Raw genomic sequence first — 24,252 nt, forward strand, 5'->3', positions numbered from 1 at the left:
AACTGTCAAATTAAAAAAATATTAGAACCAAACAGTTGCACAAATGCTTCTTTATGGATAAAATAGTATGGACTAATGAGGAAAATTAATAGCTCATTTAATAAGGCCTTTTTTTGTGGGGTTCTTTTCAAACTAAGAAATCTTTTTCTTAGCAGTTAATTTTTTGCCATTAAGAGAATAAGAAAGAGGGTAAATGACGTATGACAGATGAGTTAGAACAAAAAGCATTGATTACTATTTTTGGCGGTACGGGAGATTTGGCAAATCGCAAACTTTACCCTTCGTTATATCATTTATATAGTAAGGGATCTCTTGGCGACAATTTTGCTGTTATTGGAACGGCTCGTCGTGAATGGAGTAACGATTTCTTCCGTGATAAAGTAAAAGAGTCTATTAAAGACATTGATGGTTCCGAAAAAGACGCGGATGCCTTTGCTTCTCATTTCTACTATCAATCCCATGATGTAACAAATAAAGAATCTTATGTAACTTTAAAAGATTTGTCTGATGAGCTAGATGCTAAATATGAACTAGATGGTAATCGTCTTTTCTATCTTGCAATGGCGCCAAATTTCTTTGGGACTATCGCAAGCCGTATTAAATCGGAAGGTTTTGTAGATACAAAAGGTTTCCATCGTTTAATTATCGAAAAACCTTTTGGACATGATTTAGCTAGCGCGGAAGAATTAAATAATTCCCTTCGCCAAGCATTTAATGAAGATGAAATTTATCGTATTGATCATTATTTAGGCAAAGAAATGATTCAAAATATCTCGGTCATTCGATTTGCTAATTCGATTATTGAATCGCTTTGGAACAATCGGTATATTGATAATATCCAAGTTACTTTGACAGAAGTGCTTGGCGTAGAGGACCGCGGACGCTATTATGACGAAAGCGGTGCACTTCGAGACATGGTTCAAAACCATATCTTACAAATCGTTTCCCTACTCGCGATGGAACCACCAATTAACTTATCGACACGCGAAATTCGACATGAAAAAGTGCGCGCGCTTCGTTCTTTACGTGTTTTTGAAGGAAAAGAAGTACATCAAAACTTTATCCGTGGACAATATGGTCCTGGTGAAGTGGATGGTAAAGAACTAAAAGGCTACCGTCAAGAAGACAATGTCGATCCACATTCGAATACAGAAACATTTGTGGCAGCCAAACTTGAAATCGACAATTTCCGCTGGGCTGGCGTTCCATTTTACATTCGTACTGGTAAACGTCTTGCGAAGAAAACTACACAAATCGCGATTCAATTCAAAGATGTGCCGCTAAACCTATTTGGTCATCAACAATCACTTGGTGGAAATGTCCTTGTTATTCATATCCAACCTGATGAAGGTATTACTCTTCATCTAAATGTGAAAGAGCCTGGACAAGGAATGGTTACGATGCCAGTTAATTTAAACTATGTTCATTCTTCTCCAGATGGTATGAATACACCTGAAGCATATGAAAAATTAATTCTAGACTGTTTGCGCGGCGATGCGACTTACTTCTCTCATTGGGATGAAGTATCACTTTCCTGGAACTTTATTGATCATGTGGCGGATGTTTGGACGAATACAAAAGATTATTTCCCTAATTATAAATCCGGCTCCATGGGTCCAAAAGAAGCAGACGAACTTATTCAACGCGACGGATTCCAGTGGTTCCCAATCGATTAATCAAAAAACCAGAAATATGGCTAAGTTAGCCTGTTTCTGGTTTTCTTTGTTTACTTGCAAAAGTTCCCTAGCATGTTAGAATAGAGAGGAAAACTAACTAGTTAAAGGAGCTCATATAATGGCTGAAAATATCGATGACTATCTTGAAAAAGGCATGTATGGGGCAAAAGAAATTAATCCCGCTGAGAAGAAGAAATATTTAGGAACTTACCGTGAACGAGTATTAGTCGCTCTTACAAAAGAAGAAGTTTTGACCCAAGAATATCTTCCAGAACTAGAAAAAGCAATACTAGAGAATAATGACTCCAAACTTCTCTTAAATGGATTACTGCATTACAATTCTTTACGCCCTTACATTAAGTTAGCGGAAAAATGTAAACATGAATTTTCCATCGTTAGTCGCTTAGAAGGTGAAACAGATATTTACCTCGTCCTCGCCTGTCAAAAAGCGGTAAACAAAGAAGATATTCATTTATATAAAGAAGAACCAGTAGAACAAGAAGAAGAACCTGTCTCTTTATTAGAGAAGGTTCGCAAATTGTTTCAATAATTTTCCGCGTACTATTTAGGAGGTTCATTTATGCTACATCTTATTGCCATATCACTCGCTATTTTGATGGCGTTACAAACCATATATTTCTTCATTCGAAAAAATATTAATATGGGTGTTATGTTTTTGCTCATTACTGCTGCCCTGCTTCTACTCAGCACCATCTAGTGGCGTATTTGTCTCGACGGCTTGCTTTAATTCGCGCTGCATAACTCCTATCCCTGTTGCCCCTTCAAGCGGAAAACTAAATAACTGTTTCCCGTCTGTAATACTCGCTAATAACCCTCTGAATTTTTTGCCGCCTAACATCGGTACTCGTTCAGTAGGGTTTATTTGTAGTTTTTGCCACTGCTTTTTTAGTTCCTCCATCTGAATGGTATTGTCATTTGTCCCTTGTATCGTAAAACGAACATCGTATGTTTCTGAAATAATATCATCTGGTCGTAAAAAGCCGTATTTAGGAGATAAAATTAAATAATCATTCGCAAATTGCTCTGCATAAGCTTTACTCAAACGATGAAAGGTTCCAGTGTAAACTTCTTTTGCTTTCATTGGACCAATATTTGGATATTTATCCCATATTTTCGGTTTTCCTGATGCGATAATTATCAGGTTTGTTTTATTGGATATTCCCACATCATCACGCTTCCTTGTCTCTCTTCGGTATCTTTTTCTTCTATATGTACGAAACGATTATGTTTTAACACTTGGATAGATGCCTCATTTTGCTCATAACATCTGGCAAATATACGAATAATGTTAGGCTGTTCCGCTAGCCAAGCAATCATTTCGCTAAGCGCCTCTGACATATAACCTTTATTTTGATATTCTGGCACTATACTATATCCTAGCTCTATTTCCCCAGTCTCATCAGGGTTTCCTTGACCACCAATTTCACCGATAATTTTATTTTCTTGTTTTAAAACGACTAAACGCGTCCATTTAATCATCCTATCGTCTTTTTTTACATTTTCTAGCACATATGGTAAATAAAAAAAGAAATCAATCCCCGGCCAGTCTGGGGACACTTGGTAGCCACTTGCTCTCTCTAAAGCTTCTGTTCCACCAATTGTAGCTTGAATCATTTCTAATGTGTAGTTAATCAAAATTAATCGATCTGTTTCCAAATTATCCACAGCAAAAACCCGACTTTCCTACTAATTTATTACTTTCAATTTAGCAGAATTGGATAGAAGAACGCAACTAATGTGTGATTTTTCTTCCAAATTATGAAGCAAATAGAAAAAACTATAAAAATAAAACTATTCTGACTATATGCTTGACCTTTCATTTTTGAATGCGCTTCCATTTGCATTATACTTTAATTATAAGACCAGGTACTAATTTGAAGTAAAAGTGTAAGTTGCTTGAATTGTGCAAACTGACGGAAAACTTTCAAAATAACAATTGACAATCGCCTGACAACCATATATATTAAATAATAACATAACATTTCTTGATATTAATTTTTTCAAAAATGTGCGACTAATCGGAAATCTAAAACCATTTAACGAAGGGGATAATGACTTATGAAAACGACCAAATCAGTCATTACAATTTTATTACTCTAGAAGGACTTTGAGCGCTGTAGAAATTTACAGTAGTTTGAGTCCTGTTTACGTTAAATGGGATTCTAGCAAAGCATCCCATTGTTTTCATCATTGGGGTGCTTTTTCTTTAGCTAGATTTCGAGTTTTCAAGCATAGAAAAGCACTTATCAAGCAGATAAATACTTAATCATATATATTAATGCCGCGCTATTTAGTGAATTCTAAAAATTCAGTGTCGGCAAATAATTCTTAATTAGAAATGGGGTAAATTCAAATGCGTAGTGACAAAATAAAAAAAGGTGTAGAACAAGCACCAGCAAGAAGTTTATTACATGCTACAGGTCAAATTAAAAGTCCAGGTGATATGGATAAACCATTTATCGCTATTTGTAATTCTTATATTGATATTGTTCCCGGTCATGTGCATTTGAGAGAACTTGCGGATGTGGCTAAAGAAGCAATTAGAGAAGCTGGCGGTATCCCATTTGAATTTAATACGATTGGTGTAGATGACGGAATTGCCATGGGACACATTGGTATGCGTTATTCCCTCCCCTCTCGTGAAGTTATCGCGGATGCAGCAGAAACAGTTATAAATGCACACTGGTTTGATGGGGTTTTCTATATCCCTAACTGTGACAAAATTACACCTGGCATGCTACTCGCTTCTGTCCGCACAAACGTACCTGCTATTTTCTGTTCTGGTGGTCCAATGAAAGCTGGGTTATCCGCTCATGGAAAAGCGCTCACCCTTTCTTCTGTTTTTGAAGCAGTCGGTGCATTCAAGGATGGCAGCATGTCACAAGAAGATTTTCTGGATATGGAAGCTAATGCCTGTCCGACATGTGGGTCTTGTGCAGGAATGTTTACAGCTAACTCCATGAATTGTTTAATGGAAATCCTTGGTATGGCTGTTCCTGGAAATGGTACTACGCTTGCTGTTTCCGATGCACGCCGCGAACTTATTAGAGAATCTGCTTTTCACCTAATGGATTTAGTAAAAAAAGATATTCGTCCTCGCGACATTATTACAAAAGATGCTATTGACGATGCATTTGCACTTGATATGGCAATGGGTGGTTCGACAAACACCGTATTACATACACTCGCACTTGCAAATGAAGCTGGTATTGAAGATTACGATTTAGAGCGTATCAATGATATTGCCAAACGCGTTCCCTACCTTTCAAAAATTGCACCTTCCTCTTCTTATTCTATGCACGATGTTCATGAAGCTGGTGGTGTTTCTGCTATCGTTAAAGAGCTCGTTGACCTTGGTGGCGCTATTCATCCAGACCGAATTACTGTTACTGGTAAAACTATTCGTGAAAATGTCGCCGATGCAAAAATTAACAATACCGATGTTATTCATCCTAAAGAAAATCCTTATAGCCCAGTTGGCGGACTTTCGATGTTGTTCGGTAATATCGCACCAAAAGGAGCTGCAATCAAAGTTGGGGGTGTAGATCCTTCCGTACAAGTGTTTAAAGGAGAGGCCATTTGCTTTAGTTCTCATGATGAGGCTGTTGAAGCAATAGATAACCATACTGTTCGTGAAGGTCATGTGGTTGTTATTCGCTATGAAGGACCAAAAGGCGGGCCAGGAATGCCTGAAATGCTGGCCCCGACGTCTAGTATAGTGGGCCGAGGTTTAGGAAAAGATGTTGCTTTAATTACAGATGGTCGTTTTTCCGGAGCTACTCGTGGTATAGCAGTTGGTCACATTTCACCTGAAGCTGCTGCTGGTGGCCCAATCGCACTCGTTCATGATGGTGATATTATCACAATTGATTTGCCAAACCGAACTTTAAATGTAGATGTTTCGGATGAAGTTTTAGAAGAGAGAAGAAAAGAATTACCGAAATTTAAAGCCAAAGTAAAAACTGGTTATCTTGCTAGATATACCGCTCTTGTAACTAGCGCACATACTGGTGGTATTTTGCAAATCCCAGAAGATTTAATCGACTAAAAAATGAGGTGATAAGCGTGATTGATACGACAAAAACAAATGAAAAAGCGACAAAAAAGGTAAATAAAAGTGGCGCAGAGCTGTTAATTGACTCCTTGAAAAAGCAACAAGTAGACATGATTTTTGGTTATCCAGGTGGCGCTGTTCTACCTCTCTATGATGCTTTTTATGACTGTGATATTCCCCATATTCTAACTAGGCACGAACAAGGAGCCATTCATGCTGCGGAAGGTTATGCTCGTGTAACTGGAAAACCAGGTGTTGTTGTTGTAACGAGTGGACCTGGTGCAACGAATGTATTAACTGGTATAGCAGATGCAATGAGCGATTCAATTCCGCTAGTTATTTTCACTGGACAAGTTCATACACCTGGAATTGGAAAAGATGCTTTCCAAGAAGCTGATATGATTGGGCTTACAATTCCAATCACCAAGTATAACTATCAAGTTCGCGATGTACGAGATTTGCCAAAAATCGTCAATGAAGCTTTTCATATCGCAAGTACTGGCCGAAAAGGACCTGTCGTCGTGGATATTCCAAAAGATATGGGCATTATCCAAACAGATACTGTTCGTCCAGATACGATAGATTTGCCGGGTTATCAACCGACTTATTCACCGAACCCACTTCAGCTCGAAAAATTAATGCAAGCTCTTTCTGCCTCAAGCAAGCCACTTATTCTTGCAGGTGCTGGAGTCAATCATTCTAGAGCTACAGCTGAATTACTCGAATTTGCTGAACGTTATCAAATTCCAATTGTTAATACACTCCTCGGCCTTGGAAGTTTTCCGCAAAGTCATGATTTATTCTTAGGTATGGGAGGAATGCACGGCTCTTATGCAGCAAATATGGCATTGACAGATTGCGATTTACTCATTAATTTTGGCTCAAGATTTGATGATCGTCTTGCAAGTGCGCCAAAAGAATTTGCCACTAAAGCAACTATTGCTCATATCGATATTGACCCTGCTGAAATTGGCAAAATTATTGAAACACAAATTCCAATCGTAGCTGACATTAATGAAACGCTTACTCAACTACTACAGATGGAACTCCCGGTTTATCCAGATACATCTCATTGGTACAAATTAAATATGACACGCAAAAATCGCCATCCTTTCCATTTTGACAAAACAAAAAAAGCAGAAATTAAACCACAGCGTGTGATTGAACTCATTGGCGAAATCACACAAGGTGAGGCGCTTGTTTCCACTGATGTAGGACAACATCAAATGTGGACAGCGCAGTTCTACCCTTTCCAATTTGATCACCAAATTATTACAAGTGGTGGTCTTGGCACAATGGGCTTTGGTTTTCCAGCAGCGGTTGGTGCACAACTTGCTTTCCCAGAAAAGACTGTAGTCGCAGTTGTTGGCGACGGCGGATTTCAAATGACCAACCAAGAATTAGCGATTTTAAACGATTATCAAATCAATGTTAAAACAGTTATTATCAATAATGGTTCGCTTGGAATGGTTCGTCAGTGGCAAGAGAAATTCCATGGTGAAAGATATTCTCATTCAATTTTTACAAGCCAACCAGACTTTGTTAAATTATCTGAAGCATATGGTGTCAAAGGTGTTCGTTTGACGAATCCTGAAACGCTTGAAAAAGATTTAAGAAAAGCATTCGCTCATCCGGGTCCAATTGTTATTGATGTTCATGTCGCAAAAGACGAACTTGTACTTCCAATGGTTCCAAGCGGCAAACCAAATCACCAAATGGAAGGGGTGGAATAAATGCGCCGAATCATTACTGCTACTGTGAACAACTCTTCTGGCGTACTTAATCGTATTACTGGGGTTATCTCTAGACGCCAATACAATATTGATAGTATCTCAGTTGGCTGGACTGAAATCCCAAATGTTTCCCGAATTACTATCGTCGTCCATGTTGATTCACTTTACGAAATCGAACAAGTAACAAAACAGCTTAACAAACAAATCGATGTGCTAAAAGTGAGTGATATTACAGATGACGCGCATATTGAACGTGAACTTGCTTTACTCAAAATCAACTCCCCTGCTGCCTTACGTTCTGAGCTAAATGCAGTAATTGAACCATTTCGTGCGACTGTTATTGATGTTGGCACTAAAAATGTCGTCATCCAAGTAACTGGTACAAGCGAAAAAATTGATGCTTTTGTTGACACAGTTCGCCCATACGGTATTAAGCAAATGGCTAGAACAGGCGTAACAGGTTTCACAAGAAGTTCTAAAAAAATGGGTTAAAATCATTGACTACAAAGCAATTCGTTGCTTTGTTAGCATCAGATAAGCACATTGCTATTCTGAAATATAAAAAGAAACTAGTTGGAGGTTAGGAAAAATGACAAAAGTTTATTATGAAGATGCAGTAAAAAATAACGCACTAGAAGGTAAAACAGTAGCAGTAATCGGGTATGGTTCGCAAGGGCATGCACATTCTCAAAATCTACGTGATAATGGTAATAATGTTATTATCGGCATCCGCGAAGGAAAATCTGCTGAATCTGCTAGAAACGATGGCTTTGATGTTTATTCTGTCAGTGAAGCCGCTGAAAAAGCAGATGTTATCATGATTCTTTTGCCAGATGAAACACAAGGTGAAACATATGAAAACGAAATCAAACCTAACTTAAAAGCTGGTAACTCCCTCGTTTTCGCTCACGGTTTTAACATTCATTTTGATGTAATTAACCCTCCAAATGATGTAGATGTTTTCCTAGTAGCTCCAAAAGGCCCTGGTCACTTAGTTCGTCGTACATTCGTCGAAGGTGGCGCGGTACCTTCCCTATTTGCTATTTACCAAGATGCAACTGGAAACGCTCGTGAAACAGCACTTTCTTATGCAAAAGGTATTGGAGCAACTCGTGCTGGCGTTATTGAAACAACTTTCAAGGAAGAAACAGAAACCGATCTATTTGGCGAACAAGCAGTTCTTTGTGGGGGTGCGACTCATCTTATCCAAGCAGGATTCGAAACACTTGTGGAAGCTGGCTATCAACCCGAACTTGCTTATTTTGAAGTACTACATGAAATGAAGCTAATTGTTGATTTGATGTATGAAGGTGGTATGGAGAAAATGCGCCACTCTATCTCAAATACAGCTGAATATGGTGATTATGTATCTGGTCCGCGTGTTGTTACAGCAGATACAAAGAAAGCAATGAAAGAAGTACTTACTGACATTCAAAATGGTAACTTTGCCAAGTCTTTCATCGATGATAACAAAAATGGCTTTAAAGAATTCCATAGAATGCGCAAAGAACAACAAGGCCATCAAATTGAAAAAGTCGGTGCAGAACTTCGAGAAATGATGCCATTTGTCAAACCACAACATTAATACTTAACTCGGATTGCTAGGTGAAATTCTCACCTAGCAACCGTTTATCCTTTTTTCCATATGAGTTTAAGGAAGAACCTATTTCTTTCCTAAACTGATACTGAAAGCAGGAAAAATCCAAGCTTCCCTATCTAATATAAAACAAGAGGTGAAATCGAATGAAGAAAATCCAGTTTTTTGATACTACACTAAGAGATGGCGAACAAACCCCTGGAGTTAATTTTGACGTAAAGGAGAAAATCCAGATTGCCTTACAACTCGAAAAACTTGGAATTGATGTGATTGAAGCCGGCTTTCCGATTTCTTCTCCTGGAGATTTTGAATGTGTCAGGGCCATTGCTAAAGCGATTAAACATTGTTCTGTAACAGGGTTAGCGCGCTGCGTTGAAGGAGATATCGACCGTGCAGAAGAAGCGCTTAAAGAAGCTGTTTCTCCGCAAATACATATCTTCCTAGCAACAAGCGATGTGCACATGGAATACAAATTAAAAATGAGTCGGGCGGAAGTACTTGCTTCCATTAAACACCACATCCATTACGCAAGACAAAAATTTGATATCGTACAGTTTTCACCAGAAGATGCAACTCGGTCAGATCGAGCTTTTCTGATTGAAGCAGTTCAAACAGCGATTGATGCAGGCGCGACTGTCATCAACATTCCAGATACGGTCGGGTATACAAATCCAACCGAATTCGGGCAATTATTCCAAGATTTGCGCCGTGAAATAAAGCAATTTGATGATATTATTTTTGCTTCTCATTGTCATGATGATCTTGGCATGGCGACCGCTAATGCACTAGCAGCAATTGAAAACGGTGCAAGACGCGTCGAAGGTACAATTAATGGAATTGGTGAACGTGCCGGTAATACAGCCCTAGAGGAAGTTGCCGTAGCCCTTCACATCCGCAAAGATTTTTATCAAGCGGAAACCAATATCGTCTTAAATCAATTTAAAAACTCAAGTGATTTGATTAGTCGTTTGTCTGGTATGCCAGTTCCTCGTAACAAGGCAGTTATCGGCGGAAATGCTTATGCGCATGAATCTGGTATTCATCAAGATGGCGTGCTAAAAAATCCTGATACGTACGAAATCATCACTCCCGCACTAGTCGGCGTAGATAAAAATTCCCTTCCACTTGGTAAGCTTTCTGGAAAACATGCCTTCCACACACGAATGGAAGAAATGGGCTATACGTTAAGCGAACAAGAACTTAAAGATACTTTTAAACGTTTTAAACAACTCGCGGATGCTAAAAAAGAAGTAACGGAAGAAGATTTGCATGCGCTCATTCTTGGGCAGTCTTCTGAATCCACTGATAATTTCGAATTAAAACATCTACAAGTACAATATGTTTCTGGCGGTGTACAAGGTGCCATCGTTCGTATCGAAGAACGTGATGGCGCTTTGATAGAAGATGCTGCAACAGGTTCTGGTAGTATTGAAGCCATTTATAACACGATTAATCGTCTAATGAAACAGGATATTGAATTAATTGATTATCGCATCCAAGCGATTACGGCTGGCCAAGACGCTCAAGCAGAAGTACATGTCGTTATTAAAGATAATAATGAAACTGAATTCCACGGTATCGGCATCGACTTTGATGTTTTAACGGCTAGTGCTAAAGCTTATTTACAAGCTTCAGGAAAAAGTAAAAGCACTACAAAGCAAGTTGATTTTGAGGAGGTAAAATAACGTGACATATAAAATTACTTCCTTAGCTGGCGACGGAATTGGTCCAGAAATCATGTCTGCTGGAATCCAAGTATTGGAGTTAATTGCAAAAAAATACCACCATACTTTTGAAATTAAAGCGCATCCGTTTGGTGGTGCAGGAATTGATGCTACTGGCAGTCCGCTCCCTCCCGCAACCTTAAAAGCATGTCAAGATGCAGACGCCATTTTACTTGGAGCAATTGGCGGTCCTAAATGGGATAATGCAACGAAGCGTCCCGAAGATGGCTTACTTGCTCTACGAAAAGCACTTGGCCTTTTCGCTAATATCCGCCCTATCCAAGTTCCAAGTGCAATCAGCCACCTTTCTCCTTTAAAAAAGGAAATTGTTGAGCATACAGATTTCGTGGTTGTTCGTGAGCTAACTGGGGGTCTTTACTTCGGGGAACCAAAACACTGGAATGACGAGTGCGCTATTGATTCTTTGACGTATACTCGTGCAGAAATCGAGCGAATTATTGAGAAAGCGTTTGAAATCGCTGCAACAAGAAATAAAAAAGTAACTTCTGTAGATAAAGCAAATGTTCTTGCTTCTAGTAAATTATGGCGTAAAATCGCCGAAGAAGTAGCTAGTCGTCATCCAGCTATTACGCTAGAACATTTATACGTAGATGCCGCTGCAATGATAATGATTCAGCGACCAACTACATTCGATGTTATTGTGACAGAAAATTTATTTGGAGATATTTTAAGTGATGAAGCTTCTGTTATCACAGGTTCACTGGGGATGCTCCCTTCTGCTAGTCATGCGGAAAATGGGCCGTCTTTATATGAACCAATTCACGGTTCTGCGCCAGATATCGCCAACCAAAATATCGCCAATCCAATGTCGATGATTTCTTCTGTGTCAATGATGCTCCGCCAATCCTTTTCCCTTTTTAAAGAAGCGGATGCGATTGATGCGGCTGCAACGAGAACTATGAAAGCTGGATTTTTAACCGCTGATCTTGGAGGCAATACTTCTACAACGGATTTTACAAGCGAAGTTCTAAAACAAATTGAAGGAGGAGAATAAAATGGGAAAAACGCTTTTTGATAAACTTTGGAATCGTCATGTCATTTATGGCAAAGAAGGTGAACCGCAATTATTATATGTTGATCTTCATTTGATTCATGAAGTTACTTCTCCTCAAGCATTTGAAGGACTGAGAATGGAAAATCGGCCACTACGTAGACCAGATAAAACATTTGCTACAATGGATCATAATGTTCCAACTGAAGATATTTTCAACATTCAAGACCTTGTTGCTAAAAAGCAAATTGAGGCCTTGCAAACTAATTGCGCAGAATTTGGTGTAACGCTAGCAGATATGGGCAGTGATCGTCAAGGTATTGTTCACATGGTTGGACCTGAAACCGGACTAACTCAGCCTGGTAAAGTTATTGTTTGTGGGGATTCTCATACAGCGACTCATGGCGCTTTCGGAGCGATTGGTTTCGGGATTGGTTCTAGTGAAGTAGAACATGTTTTTGCCACTCAAACGATTTGGCAACAAAAGCCAAAATCAATGGGCATCGAAATTAAAGGCAAACTTCCAAAAGGCGTGTATGCAAAAGATATTATCTTACACTTGATTGCCACTTATGGGGTTGCATTTGGCACTGGTTATGCAGTGGAATATTACGGTGAAACGATTCAGAATATGTCGATGGAAGAACGAATGACGATTTGCAACATGGCGATTGAAGGTGGCGCAAAAATGGGAATGATGGCACCAGATGAAACTACTTTTGAATATGTTCGCGGTCGTGAATATGCTCCGACTGATATGGAAAAAGCCATTAGCGATTGGAAAACGCTCCAAACTGATCCTGATGCGGAATATGATCTTCATATCGAAATGGATGCAAGTACACTAGAACCATATGTTACTTGGGGAACGAACCCCGAAATGGGTGTCCCTTTTTCTAGAGCATTTCCGGAAATTAAAGATATGAACTATGAGCGCGCTTATGAATATATGGGACTAAAACCCGGACAAAAAGCAGAACAAATTGAGCTTGGTTATGTATTTATAGGTTCTTGTACCAACGCTCGACTTTCTGATTTAGAAGAAGCTGCTCGTATTGTTAAAGGAAACAAAGTGAAAAATAATATTCGCGCACTAGTTGTTCCAGGTTCTCGGCAAGTTCGTAATGCGGCCGAATCTATAGGGCTGGATAAAATTTTTATAGCGGCTGGATTTGAATGGCGTGAACCTGGCTGTTCGATGTGTCTAGGAATGAACCCTGACCAAGTACCAGATGGTGTTCACTGCGCATCTACATCGAATCGTAATTTCGAAGGACGTCAAGGTAAAGGTGCACGTACTCATCTCGTTTCACCAGCAATGGCTGCAGCTGCGGCAATCAACGGACACTTTATTGATATTCGAAAGGAGGCGGTTATTAGTGGAGGAAATTAAAGTACACATTGGAAAAACTGTTGCGCTAATGAATGACAACATTGATACCGATCAAATCATACCTAAAAGTTTTCTAAAACGAATTGAACGAACTGGTTTTGGTGAATTTTTATTTGATAGTTGGCGCTACCTTCCGAATCGTAAACCCAATCCAGATTTCCCACTCAATGCCTCGGATCGTCAAGAAGCAACTATTTTAATTACAGGAGATAATTTTGGTTGTGGTTCTTCTAGAGAGCATGCCGCATGGGCGCTACTTGATTATCGTTTTCGTGTAATTATTGCTGGAAGTTATAGTGATATTTTTTATATGAATTGTACCAAGAATGGAGTGCTCCCTATCGTTCTTCCTAAAGATGCTCGGGAAAAACTAGCAGAAATCGCTGCGGATGAGGATGTCACAATTGACTTGCCAAATCAACAAGTCATTAGTTCAGTTGGCACCTATCCTTTTGAAATTGATGCAACTTGGAAAAATAAATTTATTAATGGACTGGATGATATCGCTATTACATTTGAACATATTGATGCGATTAAAGCCTATGAACAAAAAGTAGATTCCATATAAGAAAAGGTAGTGAGGATGATGGAGTTAGTTGATTTATTAGTAACAGAAGAAGATGTCGAAAAAGCCTATGATGCATTAAAATCTGTCGTCAAACATACGCCACTGGAATATGATTTTTATCTTTCAGAAAAATATCATTGCAATGTGTACCTTAAACGTGAAGATTTACAGCGGGTTCGTTCGTTTAAATTGCGTGGTGCTTTTTATGCTATTTCTAGATTATCAGCAGCACAACTAGAAAAAGGAGTAGCGTGTGCAAGTGCTGGAAATCATGCCCAAGGAGTCGCTTACACTTGTAAACGAATGACAGTTCCTGCAACGATTTTTATGCCAACAACTACCCCACAACAAAAAGTATCTCAAGTAAGGTTTTTCGGTGGTAGTAACGTCGAAGTTGTTTTAGTTGGTGACACGTTTGATGCGTCAGCCACTGCTGCAAAAGAATACGCCGCACTTCATGGTCAGACTTTTATTCCTCCATTTGATGATCCAGATATTATTGCTGGTCAGGGATCGCTCGCTGTTGAAATGGTAAAAGATTTAAATAAAGCACATGAGCAAGCAGATTATGTTTTTGCTGGCATTGGTGGTGGTGGTTTAATTAGTGGTGTTGCAACCTATCTTAAAGCGAAAAGCCCTATTACTAAAATTATCGGTGTAGAGCCAGCTGGTGCCCCTTCCATGACTGAGGCTTTAAAACAAAACCAAGTCGTAACACTGGATAAAATCGATAAATTTGTCGATGGCGCCGCAGTAAAAGAAGTGGGTAGTTTGACGTTTCAACATGCAAAAGTGTTGGTTGATGAAGTGGCAACGGTGTCTGAAGGGGCGGTTTGTTCTACCATTTTAGATATGTATACGAAGCAAGCGATTGTTGCAGAACCAGCTGGCGCACTTTCCGTGGCTGCTCTTGAAAAGTATCGCGAAGAAATTAAAGATAAAACGGTTGTTTGTATTGTTAGTGGCGGAAACAACGATATCAACCGGATGCAAGAAATTGAAGAGCGTTCCCTTCTCCATGAAGGATTAAAGCATTATTTTATCGTCAATTTTTCGCAACGCCCTGGAGCTTTGAAAGAATTTGTGAACGATGTACTTGGCCCACATGATGATATCACTAAATTTGAATATACAAAAAAGGTAAATCGCGGCAATGGACCTGTTATCATTGGTGTTTTATTGCAAGATAAAAATGATTACGAAGGCTTACTCGACCGGGTTGCAGCTTTTGATCCCAACTATATTCCGATTAATGACAATCAAACCCTTTACACTTTACTTGTTTAAAAAGAGTTCTCGCAGGACGCGGGATCTCTTTTTATATTACAGTTTGTCTGGCTGTTATAGCAGTATTTTATTTACGCTTATAGTTTAAAACCTTTTGTTTAAGGATATAAAGTAGTATAATAAGCGTATAGATATAAAACTGTATTATATAAAAACATATTTTTTATATAACAATTCAAGGAGTGGCAATAATGGACGCAATAAGAAAAAATCGATTATTTCAGCATTCTACAATGGCAGCACTTGTTGGTGGACTTTTTAGTGGAACGACAAATTTCAAAGAATTACTACAACATGGTGACCTTGGTATAGGAACACTTGATCAATTTGATGGCGAATTAATTATTTTGGACGGAGAAGCTTTTCAAATCCGGTCTGACGGGCAAGCTTACAAAGTAAAACCAGAAGATACGACACCTTATGCAAGCACTACTTTTTTTGAAGCGGACACTTCTTTTGTCATCTCAGAGACTACTTCTAAACAAGCGGTCGAGGAAAAAATTGCGGAATTAGTACAAGGACCGAATGTTTTTTATGCGGTGAAAATGACAGGTAATTTTCGTTATGTAGATACTCGTGTCGTACCGAAACAACAAAGACCATATCCACCACTCATTGAAGCGGTAAAAGAACAGCCAACCTATCATTTCGAATATATCACTGGCACCATTGTTGGTTTTTGGACACCTGCTTATATTAGCGGTATTGGAGTTTCTGGTTATCACGTGCATTTTATTGATGATATGCGCAAAATCGGAGGTCATGTATTTGACTATGAGATGCTTGAAGGCACGGTAGAGGTTGCTCAACAAACCGAATTCGAACTTCAATTACCTCAAACGACAGAATTCTTAAGAAGTGATTTAAGTACGCCAGATATGTTGGAACAGATTGAAGCTGCGGAAAATTGATAAAAGAACTCCTCTAAAAAATAGAGGAGTTCTTTTTAAATTTATTTTGCTGTTAAAGTTAAATAATCATCTGTAAGTGGCATATAACCTGTTTTATTTTGATAGGTGACTTTATACCATACTCCGTTATTTGTATCCATTTCTACTTTTACTGCTGCTCCCGCAGGTACGATTTGATTTATATCACTGTCCCATTTAGCTTCGTTTCTTAAATTCAATGCGTTGACAGCATAGTAAGTTTTCATATTTAGCGGTTGATCTACTAAATAGTTATCATTTAACAACATATATCCTGTTTTTCCACCGTAAGTTACTTGATACCATCCATTAACACTAGTTTTCAAGTTAACTGTTACTTTTTCACCTTTTTGTACAATGAGAGATATTTTACTATCCCATTTCGCTTCACTACGTAAATTGAGATTATCTTTTGCATAGTAAGTTTTTAATACCACTGTGTCAGATAAATATAAATCATTTAATGGCATATAACCCGTTTTATTGTCATAGGTTACTTTAAACCAATTACCATTATTTGTGTCCATTTCTACTTTTACTTTTGCTCCTTCTGGAACCACTTGACTAGTACTACTATCCCATTTTGCTTCACTGCGTAAGTTTAAGGTGTTTACTGCATAATAGTTTTTTAAGTTCAGCGGCTGATCCACTAGATAATTCTCATTTAAAACCATGTAACCTTTTTTACTGCCATAAGTAACTTCATACCAACCATTAATGCTCGTTTTTGAATTGATTGTTACTTTTTCACCTTTTTCTACAATTTGAGAAATTTCACTATCCCATTTCGCTTCGCTACGTAAATTCAGATTATCTTTTGCATAATATGTTTTTAGTACTGCTGTCTCGGATAAATATAGATCTGATAGAGGCATGTAACCTGTTTTATTGTCGTAGGTTACTTTAAACCAACTACCCTCGTTTGTATCCATTTCTACTTTTACAGCTTTGCCTTCTGGAACAACTTGACTAATATCACTATCCCATTTGGCTCCGCTACGCAGATTCAAGTTACTTACTGCATAATAAGTTTTCATATTTAATGCTTTTTCAACCAAATAGTTATCATTTAAAATCATATAACCTTTTTTACCATTATAAGTCAATTGGTACCAACCATTTACACTAGTTTTTAAATTAACCGTTACTTTTTCGCCTTTTTGTACTTTTTGAATGACATCACTATCCCATTTTGTTTCACTACGTAAGTTCAAATTGTCCTTTGCATAATAGGTTTTTAATACAGGAGTTGAGGATAGATATTCATCTACTAGTGGTATATACCCTGTTTGGTTTTGATATGTCACTTTATACCAAGAACCACTGTTCGTATTCATTTCTACTTTTACAGCCTGACCTTCTGGAACAACAAGGTTTATGCTACTATCCCATTTCGCTTCACTGCGAAGATTTAAGGTTCCAACCGCATAATAAGTTTGCATGTCCAATGGATTTTCCACTAAGTAATTGTTATTTAAAATCATATAACCGGTTTTTCCACCGTAAGTTACTTGATACCATCCATTAACACTAGTTTTCAAATTAACTGTTACTTTTTCACCTTTTTGTACTTTTTGAGCAACTTCACTGTCCCATGTCGCTTTCGTTCTTAAGTTTAAATTATCCTTGGCATAGTAAGTTTTTATTACAGGTGTATCGGAAAAATAAATATTTGTATTTAGCATATAACCTTTAATATTATTATAAGTTATCATACACCAACCATTTTTATCACTATCTAAATCAATGGATACTTTAGCTCCTTGTGGAATTTCCCCAGCTACTGAGCTATCCCAGTTATTGCTAGAACGCAAATTTAAGTCTGATACAGCATAGGCAGTTTTAGTTCCTTTTTTCTCAGAGAAATTAAAGATTCTTCCATATCCAACAAAATGCTGTTTCCAATAACTAACATTAAGATTATCAATTGTTACTCCATTATCTTGCGCATTAATCATTTGACCATTACCTATATATATTCCAACATGATTTGGTTCAGTAAAATATACTAAGTCTCCAGGTTTTTGATCACCATTTTTCACTTTATCCGCTGCAGCATACTGTGCAGCTGAAGTATCAGCAATTTTTATACCAGTTACAGCTTTATAGACATATTGTGTGTAACCAGAACAATCAAAAGTATTTGGCCCTCTTGCCCCCCATGTATACGGTTTTCCCAGATGTTTCTTAGCTTCTGCATAAAGTTCGTCAAATGTGCTGTTGGTATTAGTTGCTGCGCTCGCCTTTATGGCGAATGGCGTAAACATCCCCATTACAATAGCAAAAATACATAATACTGATAAAACTTTTTTCATTTTCCCATCTCCCTATTCTTATGTTGTAAGAAGAAAACAAAATAATTTTGCAATCGTTTTCAACTTAAATTAATTATATCACATAGTTTTGTGGGAAAAGTATCATAAAAGTATCAAGTCGATAAAACATTTTAATCTGTTTGTTTACAAAAAAACCGCAGAAATTCTTTTAGATTTTTAAAGAATTTTTGCGGTTTGTATAATTATTCTGTAATAACTTTATGAACAAGTGTTGGTGCTGTTGCGTGCGCGGAAATTTGGATGTTTTCGTAAATTTTTGCTTTCACATTTTCTACGTCTTCTTGATCAGCAAAAATGGTGACAAGGGACTCGCCTTCTTTCACTGCATCGCCCACTTTTTTACGTAGCATTAAGCCAACCGCTAAATTGATTTCGTCTTCTTTTGTTGCGCGACCGGCGCCTAAAATCATTGCAGCGATACCAATTTCATCGGCAACGATTTGACTTACAAAACCAGATGTTTTTGCTGGTACTTCGATTTGGTATTTCGCTTGTGGAAGTTTTTCTGGATGATCGACAATACTTGCATCGCCGCCTTGATTAGAAAGGAATGTTTTGAATTTTTCAAGTGCTGCTCCGTTTTCGATTACTTCCATTAGTTTAGTGCGGGCTTCATCTAAAGTGGCTGCTTTCTTGGCAAGTACAACCATTTGGCTACCAAGTACAAGAACTAATTCCGTTAAATCTTCTGGTCCTTGGCCTTTAAGTGTATCGATAGCTTCTTTTACTTCTAAAGCGTTACCGATTGCTTCGCCAAGTGGTTGAGACATATCAGAAATGACTGCCATTGTATTACGACCAACATTATTACCAATGCGAACCATGGCATGTGCTAGGTTTTCTGCATCTTCATCCGTTTTCATAAATGCACCTGCACCTGTTTTTACATCAAGAACGATTGCATCGGCGCCAGCTGCAATTTTTTTACTCATAATGGAGCTTGCAATAAGCGGAATGGAGTTCACTGTTCCTGTTACATCACGAAGAGCATACATTTTTTTGTCGGCAGGAGTAAGGTTTCCTGATTGGCCGATAACTGCTACTTTATCGCGATTAACTAAGTCAATGAAATCCTTTTTATCTAGTTCGATATGAAAACCTTCGATGGATTCTAGTTTATCAATGGTGCCGCCTGTATGACCAAGACCTCGGCCAGACATTTTTGCAACTGGGACACCAACTGCGGCTACTAGTGGAGCAAGGACAAGTGTCGTTGTATCACCAACACCACCAGTACTATGTTTGTCGACTTTGATTCCTTCAATTGCAGATAAGTCAATCGTATCACCAGAACCAACCATCGCCATTGTTAAATCTGCGCGTTCCTGGTCGTTCATATCTTGGAAAAAAATCGCCATGGCTAGAGCACTTGCTTGATAATCTGGAATTTCCCCATTCGTATACCCATCAATGAAAAACTGAATTTCTTCTGTTGATAAAGCTTTGCCGTCCCTTTTTTTGGAAATAATATCCACCATTCTCATTTCTCTTCACCCTTTCTTTTTGTCCACTTTAGCATATTATGTACTTTTATTGAGAACGGTTACACTTTTTAAGTAAACCGTTTTACTAAACAAGAACATGTGCTTAACATGCTCACTATATCGTACTCGCTCACTTGTTGTCAATAGTTTTTGTGCTACTGCGCTTGATTAAAGAAATATCAAGTAACCGATTCTCTAATTTCTCTGTTGGATTTTGAAGATTTTTCAGTAATAGTTCGGCAGCAATTTCGCCGATACCATAGATTGGTTGGCGAATGGTGGTAAGTGGCGGTGTCATATATTCGGAAAGTTCAATATCATCAAATCCGATGACACTAAGATTATTAGGAATGCTCAGATTTTTTTCTAACGCCGCACGATATGTTCCCATCGCCATTAAATCATTAGTTGCAAAAATGGCAGTAATATTTTCTTGGAGTAACTTTTGTGAGGCAATATAACCGCCTTTCATCGTTTGGTCTCCGCTCACAATCCAGTTGTCTTTTACAGTAAGTTTATACTCTTTCATACATGCCAGATAACCTTCATAGCGCTCATGTACGTTATAAAAAGAGGTATCTGAAATAATGATTCCAATGCGTGTATGACCCAGTTCAATTAAATGTTCGGTTGCCATATAACCACCTTTGAAATCGTCAATGGCGATATTCCCTTCTAATCTTGGGTTCCGCTGACGATCGAGTAAAATATACGGAGAACGCTTCTCTTCCATGCGTTTAATAACACCTGAAAGCAGAATATTAGGGCTGGCGATAATTAAGCCATCGACAGCCCGGTGAAGTAATTCTTCTACATATAAATCTTCTCGTTCTTTATCATTGGAAGAGTTACAGAGCATAATCATATAACCTTCTTTATTTAGGTAATCTTCGGCCCCTTTCACCATTTGTGAGAAAAATGGATCGGTTACTTCTGGGACAATCATTCCTATGGTGTTCGTGTGACTAACAATCATGTTTTTTGCGAAAAAGTTTGGTTTATAAGACATCTCTTTTGCTGTTTTCAGAACTTTTTCACGAGTTAAATCGCTAAATCGTTCCCCTTTACCATTCAAAATTTGAGAAATCGTTGTAATTGAAACGCCTGTTTTTTCTGCTATTTCGCGGATGGTTGCAGCCATTTAAACTCCCCCAGTCAGATTATCTATTCTCCTTATTTTGCCACATTTAAGAATAATAATAAAGGGGTTTCATCCAAAATTAATAATTATCTGGTTTAGCTGGTTTTTCGCCGGAAACAATTGCGACACCTGCACTTGCGCCAATACGAGTTGCGCCTGCTTCAATCATTTTTTCTACATCTTCTTTAGTACGGACTCCACCAGATGCTTTTACACCGATATTTTGTCCAACAGTTTTACGCATTAAGGCGATATCTTCGGCAGTTGCGCCACCTGTTGAAAATCCAGTGGATGTTTTAACAAAGTCTGTTCCTGCTTTTACAGCAATTTCACATGCGCGAACTTTTTCTTCATCAGTTAATAAACATGTTTCGATAATCACTTTCACGAGCGCTTTTCCTTTAGCAGCATCGACTACAGCGCGAATATCACGTTCAACTAATTCATTGTCTTTGTCTTTTAGCGCACCGATATTGATAACCATGTCCACTTCTTTTGCGCCGTTTTGAATGGCATCTTTCACTTCAAAGGCTTTTACTTCTGGTGTATTTGCTCCAAGTGGGAAACCGATAACGGTACATACAACAGACTCTGCTCCAGCAAGTTGTTCTGCGGATAATTTTACCCAAGTTGGATTAACACAAACGGAAGCAAAACCGTATTCTCTTGCTTCTTTTGTTAGTGTTAAAATTTGTTCTTTCGTTGTGTCTGGTTTTAAAGCAGTATGGTCGATCATTTTGGCAATTGTCATTTTAAAAACTCCTTTAAAATTGGATTTGGTTTCATCATATCGTACTACAGAACATTTGTAAACTAATTGCTGAAATTTTGTTCAAGTAGTTGTTTGGCCGTAAATTGGTCGGTAATAAAATGATTAGCATAACCACCCCGAAGCGCACCATGAATCGCTTTTATTTTTCGTTCTCCCCCTGCGACAAGAATGGTTGTTTCTTTTTGCTTTAAATCTTCTAAGTCAATACCGATAGTGCGTTCATCCATTTTATGGTCAGCAATTTCACCGTCAATCGTAAAAAAGCGCGAACAGATATCGCCGACTGCTTTTTCTTTTAAACGTAATTTTTCTTCATTCGAAAAATATCCTAGGCGGAAAAGTAATGCTTCGTCGCGTACAGTTCCAACTGTAAAAATGGCAATATTGGCTTTCTTACCGAGTTCGATAATGTTTTTTATGTGACGATCCGCTTCCACCATTTGTTTCGCAAGTGGATTATCAAGAATTACAGGAAGCGGAAGTGATACGGGTGCTGTGTCAAAGGCTGCACCAAATAACGCTAGTGTTTCGGCAGCATAGGTATTCACATCTGAATGACTAACGCCACCTTTTAACTGAACTACTTTTATTTCTGTTTTTAATGGGGAAAGCTTTTGGGCAATTTTGTACATGGTTGTTCCCCAACTAACACCAAGAATATCGCCATCACAAATAATTTCTTCTACATATTCAGCTGCACTTTGGCTAATTTGCTTGGAAATTTCGCTATAATCATTGGTTTGGCTGAAGGTGACTGTTACATTTTTCAATTGATATTTTTCTTTTAGAGCAATTGCTAGTTCCGTAAGGTTGGAAAATGGATCCTGGACTTCTATTTTGACATATCCTTTTGTTTTCGCGTTTTGGAGCAATCTGGATACTGTTGGTCGTGAAACGCCTAAACGAGTTGCAATTTCTTGTTGACTGAAATCAGACTGATAATAAAGCTTTGCAACTTCTACACTAAGCTGTTCTTTTTGTTTGTCCATTTCATCCCTCCATCTTTTTCTTTTTAGTATAACGTAAGATCAGTAAGAGTTCGAGAGGTAATAGAAAAAAGGCAGCCGCGGCTGCCTTTTTTCTAAAAATCTTCTTCTATTTCTTCCACTGGCATCGCATACTCATAAATTCCTAAACGGCCAGTTTCCGCAACTTGACTCGCGAGATCTTTTAAAGTTAACATTTCTCGACTAAGGAATGCTTCAAGTAGTAGCGGGATATTCACACCTGCTAAAAGCTCTACTTCCGTAAAATTTTCAAGTAATCTGACTAGCACATTAAATGGAGTTCCGCCTTTTAAATCAGTAAGAAATAAAACGCCCTCTGTCACATCAAGCTTAGCTAATTCCGCTACTATCTTTCCCTGTAAATTCTCCGCAGATTCATTCACTTCAAATGGGACAAAACTAGTATTTTCTTGTTTTCCGCATATCATTTCAGCAGATTGAATGAGTTCTTTTGCGGCATTTCCATGAGTACAAACAAAAATTGCTTTCATTTTCCAAACCGCCTTTTTAATAGTCTAGCTGACGATAATATCTTCTAATTTCCATTGGATGGCAGTTGATTTTTTCGATATGAACATCAATTCGATTATTTACTGCATGAATAATAAACGGTGATAATGCACCTCTGAATTTAGTGGAAATCCCTGGCATATCGTAATCTTTTGCGTCAATAACTGTATAATTACCACAAATTTGCGGAATGAAGTTGACTACACGTTCACTTAAAGCGCGTTGACTATCTTCTGTAACATAAATAGTGACTGGCGTATCGCGTTCCACAATTTCAAACATCCCATGGAAAAATTCGTGTGACTCAATAGATTTCGTTTTAATCCAGTGTTGTTCTTCCCAGTAACACATTGCGTAAGAATAGGTTGCACCCCATTGATTACCTGCACCAACAAAATAATGAATCTCATCTTGATGATGTTTTAGAGCGAATTCTTGACCGAATTTATCCGCTGCTTTCTCCACTTCTACAATTCCTTGTGCAAAATGCTGATCCATTTCATTATAAAATTCATCATACTCATCAAATTCACCAGCGAGATACATGAAACGATCTGCCACCATAAAGAATTTTAATTGTTCATTTAATGGATAGGAAATTAAGTGGTCAACTAAAGTAGCAAGTTCTGCTTCTGCTTTGTCGATAAAACCAAAGACAGTAGCTCCTATTTCATTACATTTTTTTACAGCATCCACTACTTCTTCCGTACTACCAGTAACAGATGAAATCACTACCAGCGTATCTTTTGTGACACGTTTATTACCAGTTGTTAAAAAAACAGCCGCATTTTCATAAAATGTTTCGAGTGCCGTTTTTTCTTTCATATGCACCACAGCTTGCATTGCGGATGCGTATGTCCCGCCAATTCCAAGCCAACAAATGTTACTAAAACCACGTTCATGAATTTGGTCTACAACTTCATTTATTTGTGGGCGTAATTTTAGCGCCCCTTCCATGTTTTCTTTTACTTTTTGTTCATCAAATTTAAGCACTTTACATTCCTACTT

Annotated in this window: 22 protein-coding genes; 13 read left to right on the forward strand and 9 right to left on the reverse strand. The window is 38.1% G+C overall.

The features are described from left to right. The first annotated feature begins 200 nt into the window (after positions 1 to 200). The 3 genes from zwf (at position 201) to LWE_RS10170 (ending at position 2,394) form a co-directional block, all read left to right on the forward strand. Entirely contained in the window at positions 201 to 1,676 is a 1,476-nt protein-coding gene (gene zwf / locus LWE_RS10160; protein ID WP_011702762.1) for a glucose-6-phosphate dehydrogenase, read from the forward strand. Between the two features lie 118 nt (positions 1,677 to 1,794). Beyond that, positions 1,795 to 2,226, forward strand: a complete 432-nt coding sequence (locus LWE_RS10165; protein ID WP_011702763.1) for a YueI family protein — start codon at positions 1,795 to 1,797, stop codon at positions 2,224 to 2,226. Between the two features lie 30 nt (positions 2,227 to 2,256). Then, positions 2,257 to 2,394, forward strand: coding sequence for a hypothetical protein (locus tag LWE_RS10170; protein WP_011702764.1), 138 nt, complete (start codon positions 2,257 to 2,259; stop codon positions 2,392 to 2,394). On the opposite strand, the gene LWE_RS10175 is transcribed toward LWE_RS10170, so the two are convergent. Both LWE_RS10175 and LWE_RS10180 read right to left on the reverse strand, forming a co-directional pair. Next, positions 2,377 to 2,862: a DUF6884 domain-containing protein gene (locus LWE_RS10175; protein WP_011702765.1), complete on the reverse strand. Its 486-nt coding sequence runs from the start codon at positions 2,860 to 2,862 to the stop codon at positions 2,377 to 2,379. The two genes, LWE_RS10170 and LWE_RS10175, sit on opposite strands and share 18 nt — an antisense overlap. Further along, positions 2,835 to 3,362, reverse strand: a complete 528-nt coding sequence (locus LWE_RS10180) for a GNAT family N-acetyltransferase (protein ID WP_011702766.1) — start codon at positions 3,360 to 3,362, stop codon at positions 2,835 to 2,837. Before LWE_RS10180 ends, LWE_RS10175 begins: the two co-directional genes overlap by 28 nt. A gap of 688 nt (positions 3,363 to 4,050) precedes the next feature. Between LWE_RS10180 and ilvD the strand changes: the two genes are divergently transcribed. The 10 genes from ilvD (at position 4,051) to budA (ending at position 15,976) form a co-directional block, all read left to right on the forward strand. Next, complete coding sequence (gene ilvD, locus LWE_RS10185; RefSeq protein WP_011702767.1) at positions 4,051 to 5,745, forward strand: dihydroxy-acid dehydratase; 1,695 nt, start codon at positions 4,051 to 4,053, stop codon at positions 5,743 to 5,745. 17 nt (positions 5,746 to 5,762) lie between these two features. Beyond that, the gene (gene ilvB / locus LWE_RS10190; protein WP_011702768.1) at positions 5,763 to 7,484 is read left to right on the forward strand and encodes a biosynthetic-type acetolactate synthase large subunit; all 1,722 of its coding nucleotides are present in this window, start codon (positions 5,763 to 5,765) and stop codon (positions 7,482 to 7,484) included. Continuing rightward, the gene (ilvN, locus tag LWE_RS10195) at positions 7,485 to 7,976 is read left to right on the forward strand and encodes an acetolactate synthase small subunit (RefSeq protein WP_011702769.1); all 492 of its coding nucleotides are present in this window, start codon (positions 7,485 to 7,487) and stop codon (positions 7,974 to 7,976) included. It begins immediately after the preceding gene. A 97-nt stretch (positions 7,977 to 8,073) separates the two neighbouring features. Continuing rightward, positions 8,074 to 9,069 (forward strand): ketol-acid reductoisomerase, encoded by a 996-nt coding sequence (ilvC, locus tag LWE_RS10200; RefSeq protein WP_011702770.1) that lies wholly within the window; start codon positions 8,074 to 8,076, stop codon positions 9,067 to 9,069. A gap of 158 nt (positions 9,070 to 9,227) precedes the next feature. Further along, positions 9,228 to 10,766 (forward strand): 2-isopropylmalate synthase, encoded by a 1,539-nt coding sequence (locus tag LWE_RS10205; RefSeq protein WP_011702771.1) that lies wholly within the window; start codon positions 9,228 to 9,230, stop codon positions 10,764 to 10,766. Position 10,767: 1 nt separating this feature from the next. Then, a complete protein-coding gene (gene leuB / locus LWE_RS10210; protein ID WP_011702772.1) occupies positions 10,768 to 11,820 on the forward strand; it encodes a 3-isopropylmalate dehydrogenase in 1,053 nt (350 codons plus the stop codon). A gap of 1 nt (position 11,821) precedes the next feature. After that, positions 11,822 to 13,210 (forward strand): 3-isopropylmalate dehydratase large subunit, encoded by a 1,389-nt coding sequence (gene leuC, locus LWE_RS10215; protein ID WP_011702773.1) that lies wholly within the window; start codon positions 11,822 to 11,824, stop codon positions 13,208 to 13,210. Continuing rightward, a complete protein-coding gene (gene leuD / locus LWE_RS10220; RefSeq protein WP_011702774.1) occupies positions 13,197 to 13,778 on the forward strand; it encodes a 3-isopropylmalate dehydratase small subunit in 582 nt (193 codons plus the stop codon). Before leuC ends, leuD begins: the two co-directional genes overlap by 14 nt. 18 nt (positions 13,779 to 13,796) lie before the next feature. Further along, positions 13,797 to 15,065: a threonine ammonia-lyase gene (gene ilvA / locus LWE_RS10225; protein ID WP_011702775.1), complete on the forward strand. Its 1,269-nt coding sequence runs from the start codon at positions 13,797 to 13,799 to the stop codon at positions 15,063 to 15,065. 191 nt (positions 15,066 to 15,256) lie between these two features. Continuing rightward, positions 15,257 to 15,976: an acetolactate decarboxylase gene (budA, locus tag LWE_RS10230; RefSeq protein ID WP_011702776.1), complete on the forward strand. Its 720-nt coding sequence runs from the start codon at positions 15,257 to 15,259 to the stop codon at positions 15,974 to 15,976. Between the two features lie 41 nt (positions 15,977 to 16,017). Here budA and LWE_RS10235 read toward each other — a convergent pair whose 3' ends face one another. The 7 genes from LWE_RS10235 to LWE_RS10265 all read right to left on the reverse strand — a co-directional run bounded on the left by LWE_RS10235 (position 16,018) and on the right by LWE_RS10265 (position 24,237). Beyond that, positions 16,018 to 18,309, reverse strand: a complete 2,292-nt coding sequence (locus tag LWE_RS10235) for an SH3 domain-containing protein (RefSeq protein WP_011702777.1) — start codon at positions 18,307 to 18,309, stop codon at positions 16,018 to 16,020. Positions 18,310 to 18,512: 203 nt separating this feature from the next. Continuing rightward, positions 18,513 to 19,814 carry a pyrimidine-nucleoside phosphorylase gene (locus LWE_RS10240; RefSeq protein WP_011702778.1) on the reverse strand — a complete coding sequence of 434 codons (1,302 nt, stop codon included), beginning with the start codon at positions 19,812 to 19,814 and terminating at the stop codon, positions 18,513 to 18,515. A gap of 130 nt (positions 19,815 to 19,944) precedes the next feature. Further along, positions 19,945 to 20,955 carry a substrate-binding domain-containing protein gene (locus LWE_RS10245; RefSeq protein ID WP_011702779.1) on the reverse strand — a complete coding sequence of 337 codons (1,011 nt, stop codon included), beginning with the start codon at positions 20,953 to 20,955 and terminating at the stop codon, positions 19,945 to 19,947. Between the two features lie 79 nt (positions 20,956 to 21,034). After that, positions 21,035 to 21,706, reverse strand: coding sequence for a deoxyribose-phosphate aldolase (gene deoC / locus LWE_RS10250; RefSeq protein WP_011702780.1), 672 nt, complete (start codon positions 21,704 to 21,706; stop codon positions 21,035 to 21,037). 62 nt (positions 21,707 to 21,768) lie between these two features. Further along, the gene (locus LWE_RS10255; protein WP_011702781.1) at positions 21,769 to 22,716 is read right to left on the reverse strand and encodes a sugar-binding transcriptional regulator; all 948 of its coding nucleotides are present in this window, start codon (positions 22,714 to 22,716) and stop codon (positions 21,769 to 21,771) included. A 92-nt stretch (positions 22,717 to 22,808) separates the two neighbouring features. Further along, the gene (locus LWE_RS10260) at positions 22,809 to 23,225 is read right to left on the reverse strand and encodes a PTS sugar transporter subunit IIA (protein WP_011702782.1); all 417 of its coding nucleotides are present in this window, start codon (positions 23,223 to 23,225) and stop codon (positions 22,809 to 22,811) included. Positions 23,226 to 23,241: 16 nt separating this feature from the next. Continuing rightward, complete coding sequence (locus LWE_RS10265; RefSeq protein ID WP_011702783.1) at positions 23,242 to 24,237, reverse strand: SIS domain-containing protein; 996 nt, start codon at positions 24,235 to 24,237, stop codon at positions 23,242 to 23,244. Between the last annotated feature and the right edge of the window lie 15 nt (positions 24,238 to 24,252).

Source organism: Listeria welshimeri serovar 6b str. SLCC5334 (genome assembly GCF_000060285.1).
Taxonomy (GTDB): Bacteria; Bacillota; Bacilli; order Lactobacillales; family Listeriaceae; genus Listeria; species Listeria welshimeri.

What these genes read in the sequence shown, in the direction of transcription:
- ilvN (WP_011702769.1), top strand. Translation starts at nt 7,485, where the DNA reads ATGCGCCGAATCATTACTGCTACTGTGAACAACTCTTCTGGCGTACTT.
- ilvD (WP_011702767.1), top strand. Translation starts at nt 4,051, where the DNA reads ATGCGTAGTGACAAAATAAAAAAAGGTGTAGAACAAGCACCAGCAAGA.
- deoC (WP_011702780.1), bottom strand. Translation starts at nt 21,706, where the DNA reads ATGACAATTGCCAAAATGATCGACCATACTGCTTTAAAACCAGACACA.
- LWE_RS10235 (WP_011702777.1), bottom strand. Translation starts at nt 18,309, where the DNA reads ATGAAAAAAGTTTTATCAGTATTATGTATTTTTGCTATTGTAATGGGG.
- LWE_RS10260 (WP_011702782.1), bottom strand. Translation starts at nt 23,225, where the DNA reads ATGAAAGCAATTTTTGTTTGTACTCATGGAAATGCCGCAAAAGAACTC.
- LWE_RS10245 (WP_011702779.1), bottom strand. Translation starts at nt 20,955, where the DNA reads ATGGCTGCAACCATCCGCGAAATAGCAGAAAAAACAGGCGTTTCAATT.
- LWE_RS10240 (WP_011702778.1), bottom strand. Translation starts at nt 19,814, where the DNA reads ATGAGAATGGTGGATATTATTTCCAAAAAAAGGGACGGCAAAGCTTTA.
- ilvA (WP_011702775.1), top strand. Translation starts at nt 13,797, where the DNA reads ATGGAGTTAGTTGATTTATTAGTAACAGAAGAAGATGTCGAAAAAGCC.
- leuC (WP_011702773.1), top strand. Translation starts at nt 11,822, where the DNA reads ATGGGAAAAACGCTTTTTGATAAACTTTGGAATCGTCATGTCATTTAT.
- ilvC (WP_011702770.1), top strand. Translation starts at nt 8,074, where the DNA reads ATGACAAAAGTTTATTATGAAGATGCAGTAAAAAATAACGCACTAGAA.
- zwf (WP_011702762.1), top strand. Translation starts at nt 201, where the DNA reads ATGACAGATGAGTTAGAACAAAAAGCATTGATTACTATTTTTGGCGGT.
- LWE_RS10205 (WP_011702771.1), top strand. Translation starts at nt 9,228, where the DNA reads ATGAAGAAAATCCAGTTTTTTGATACTACACTAAGAGATGGCGAACAA.
- LWE_RS10165 (WP_011702763.1), top strand. Translation starts at nt 1,795, where the DNA reads ATGGCTGAAAATATCGATGACTATCTTGAAAAAGGCATGTATGGGGCA.
- LWE_RS10255 (WP_011702781.1), bottom strand. Translation starts at nt 22,716, where the DNA reads ATGGACAAACAAAAAGAACAGCTTAGTGTAGAAGTTGCAAAGCTTTAT.
- LWE_RS10170 (WP_011702764.1), top strand. Translation starts at nt 2,257, where the DNA reads ATGCTACATCTTATTGCCATATCACTCGCTATTTTGATGGCGTTACAA.
- budA (WP_011702776.1), top strand. Translation starts at nt 15,257, where the DNA reads ATGGACGCAATAAGAAAAAATCGATTATTTCAGCATTCTACAATGGCA.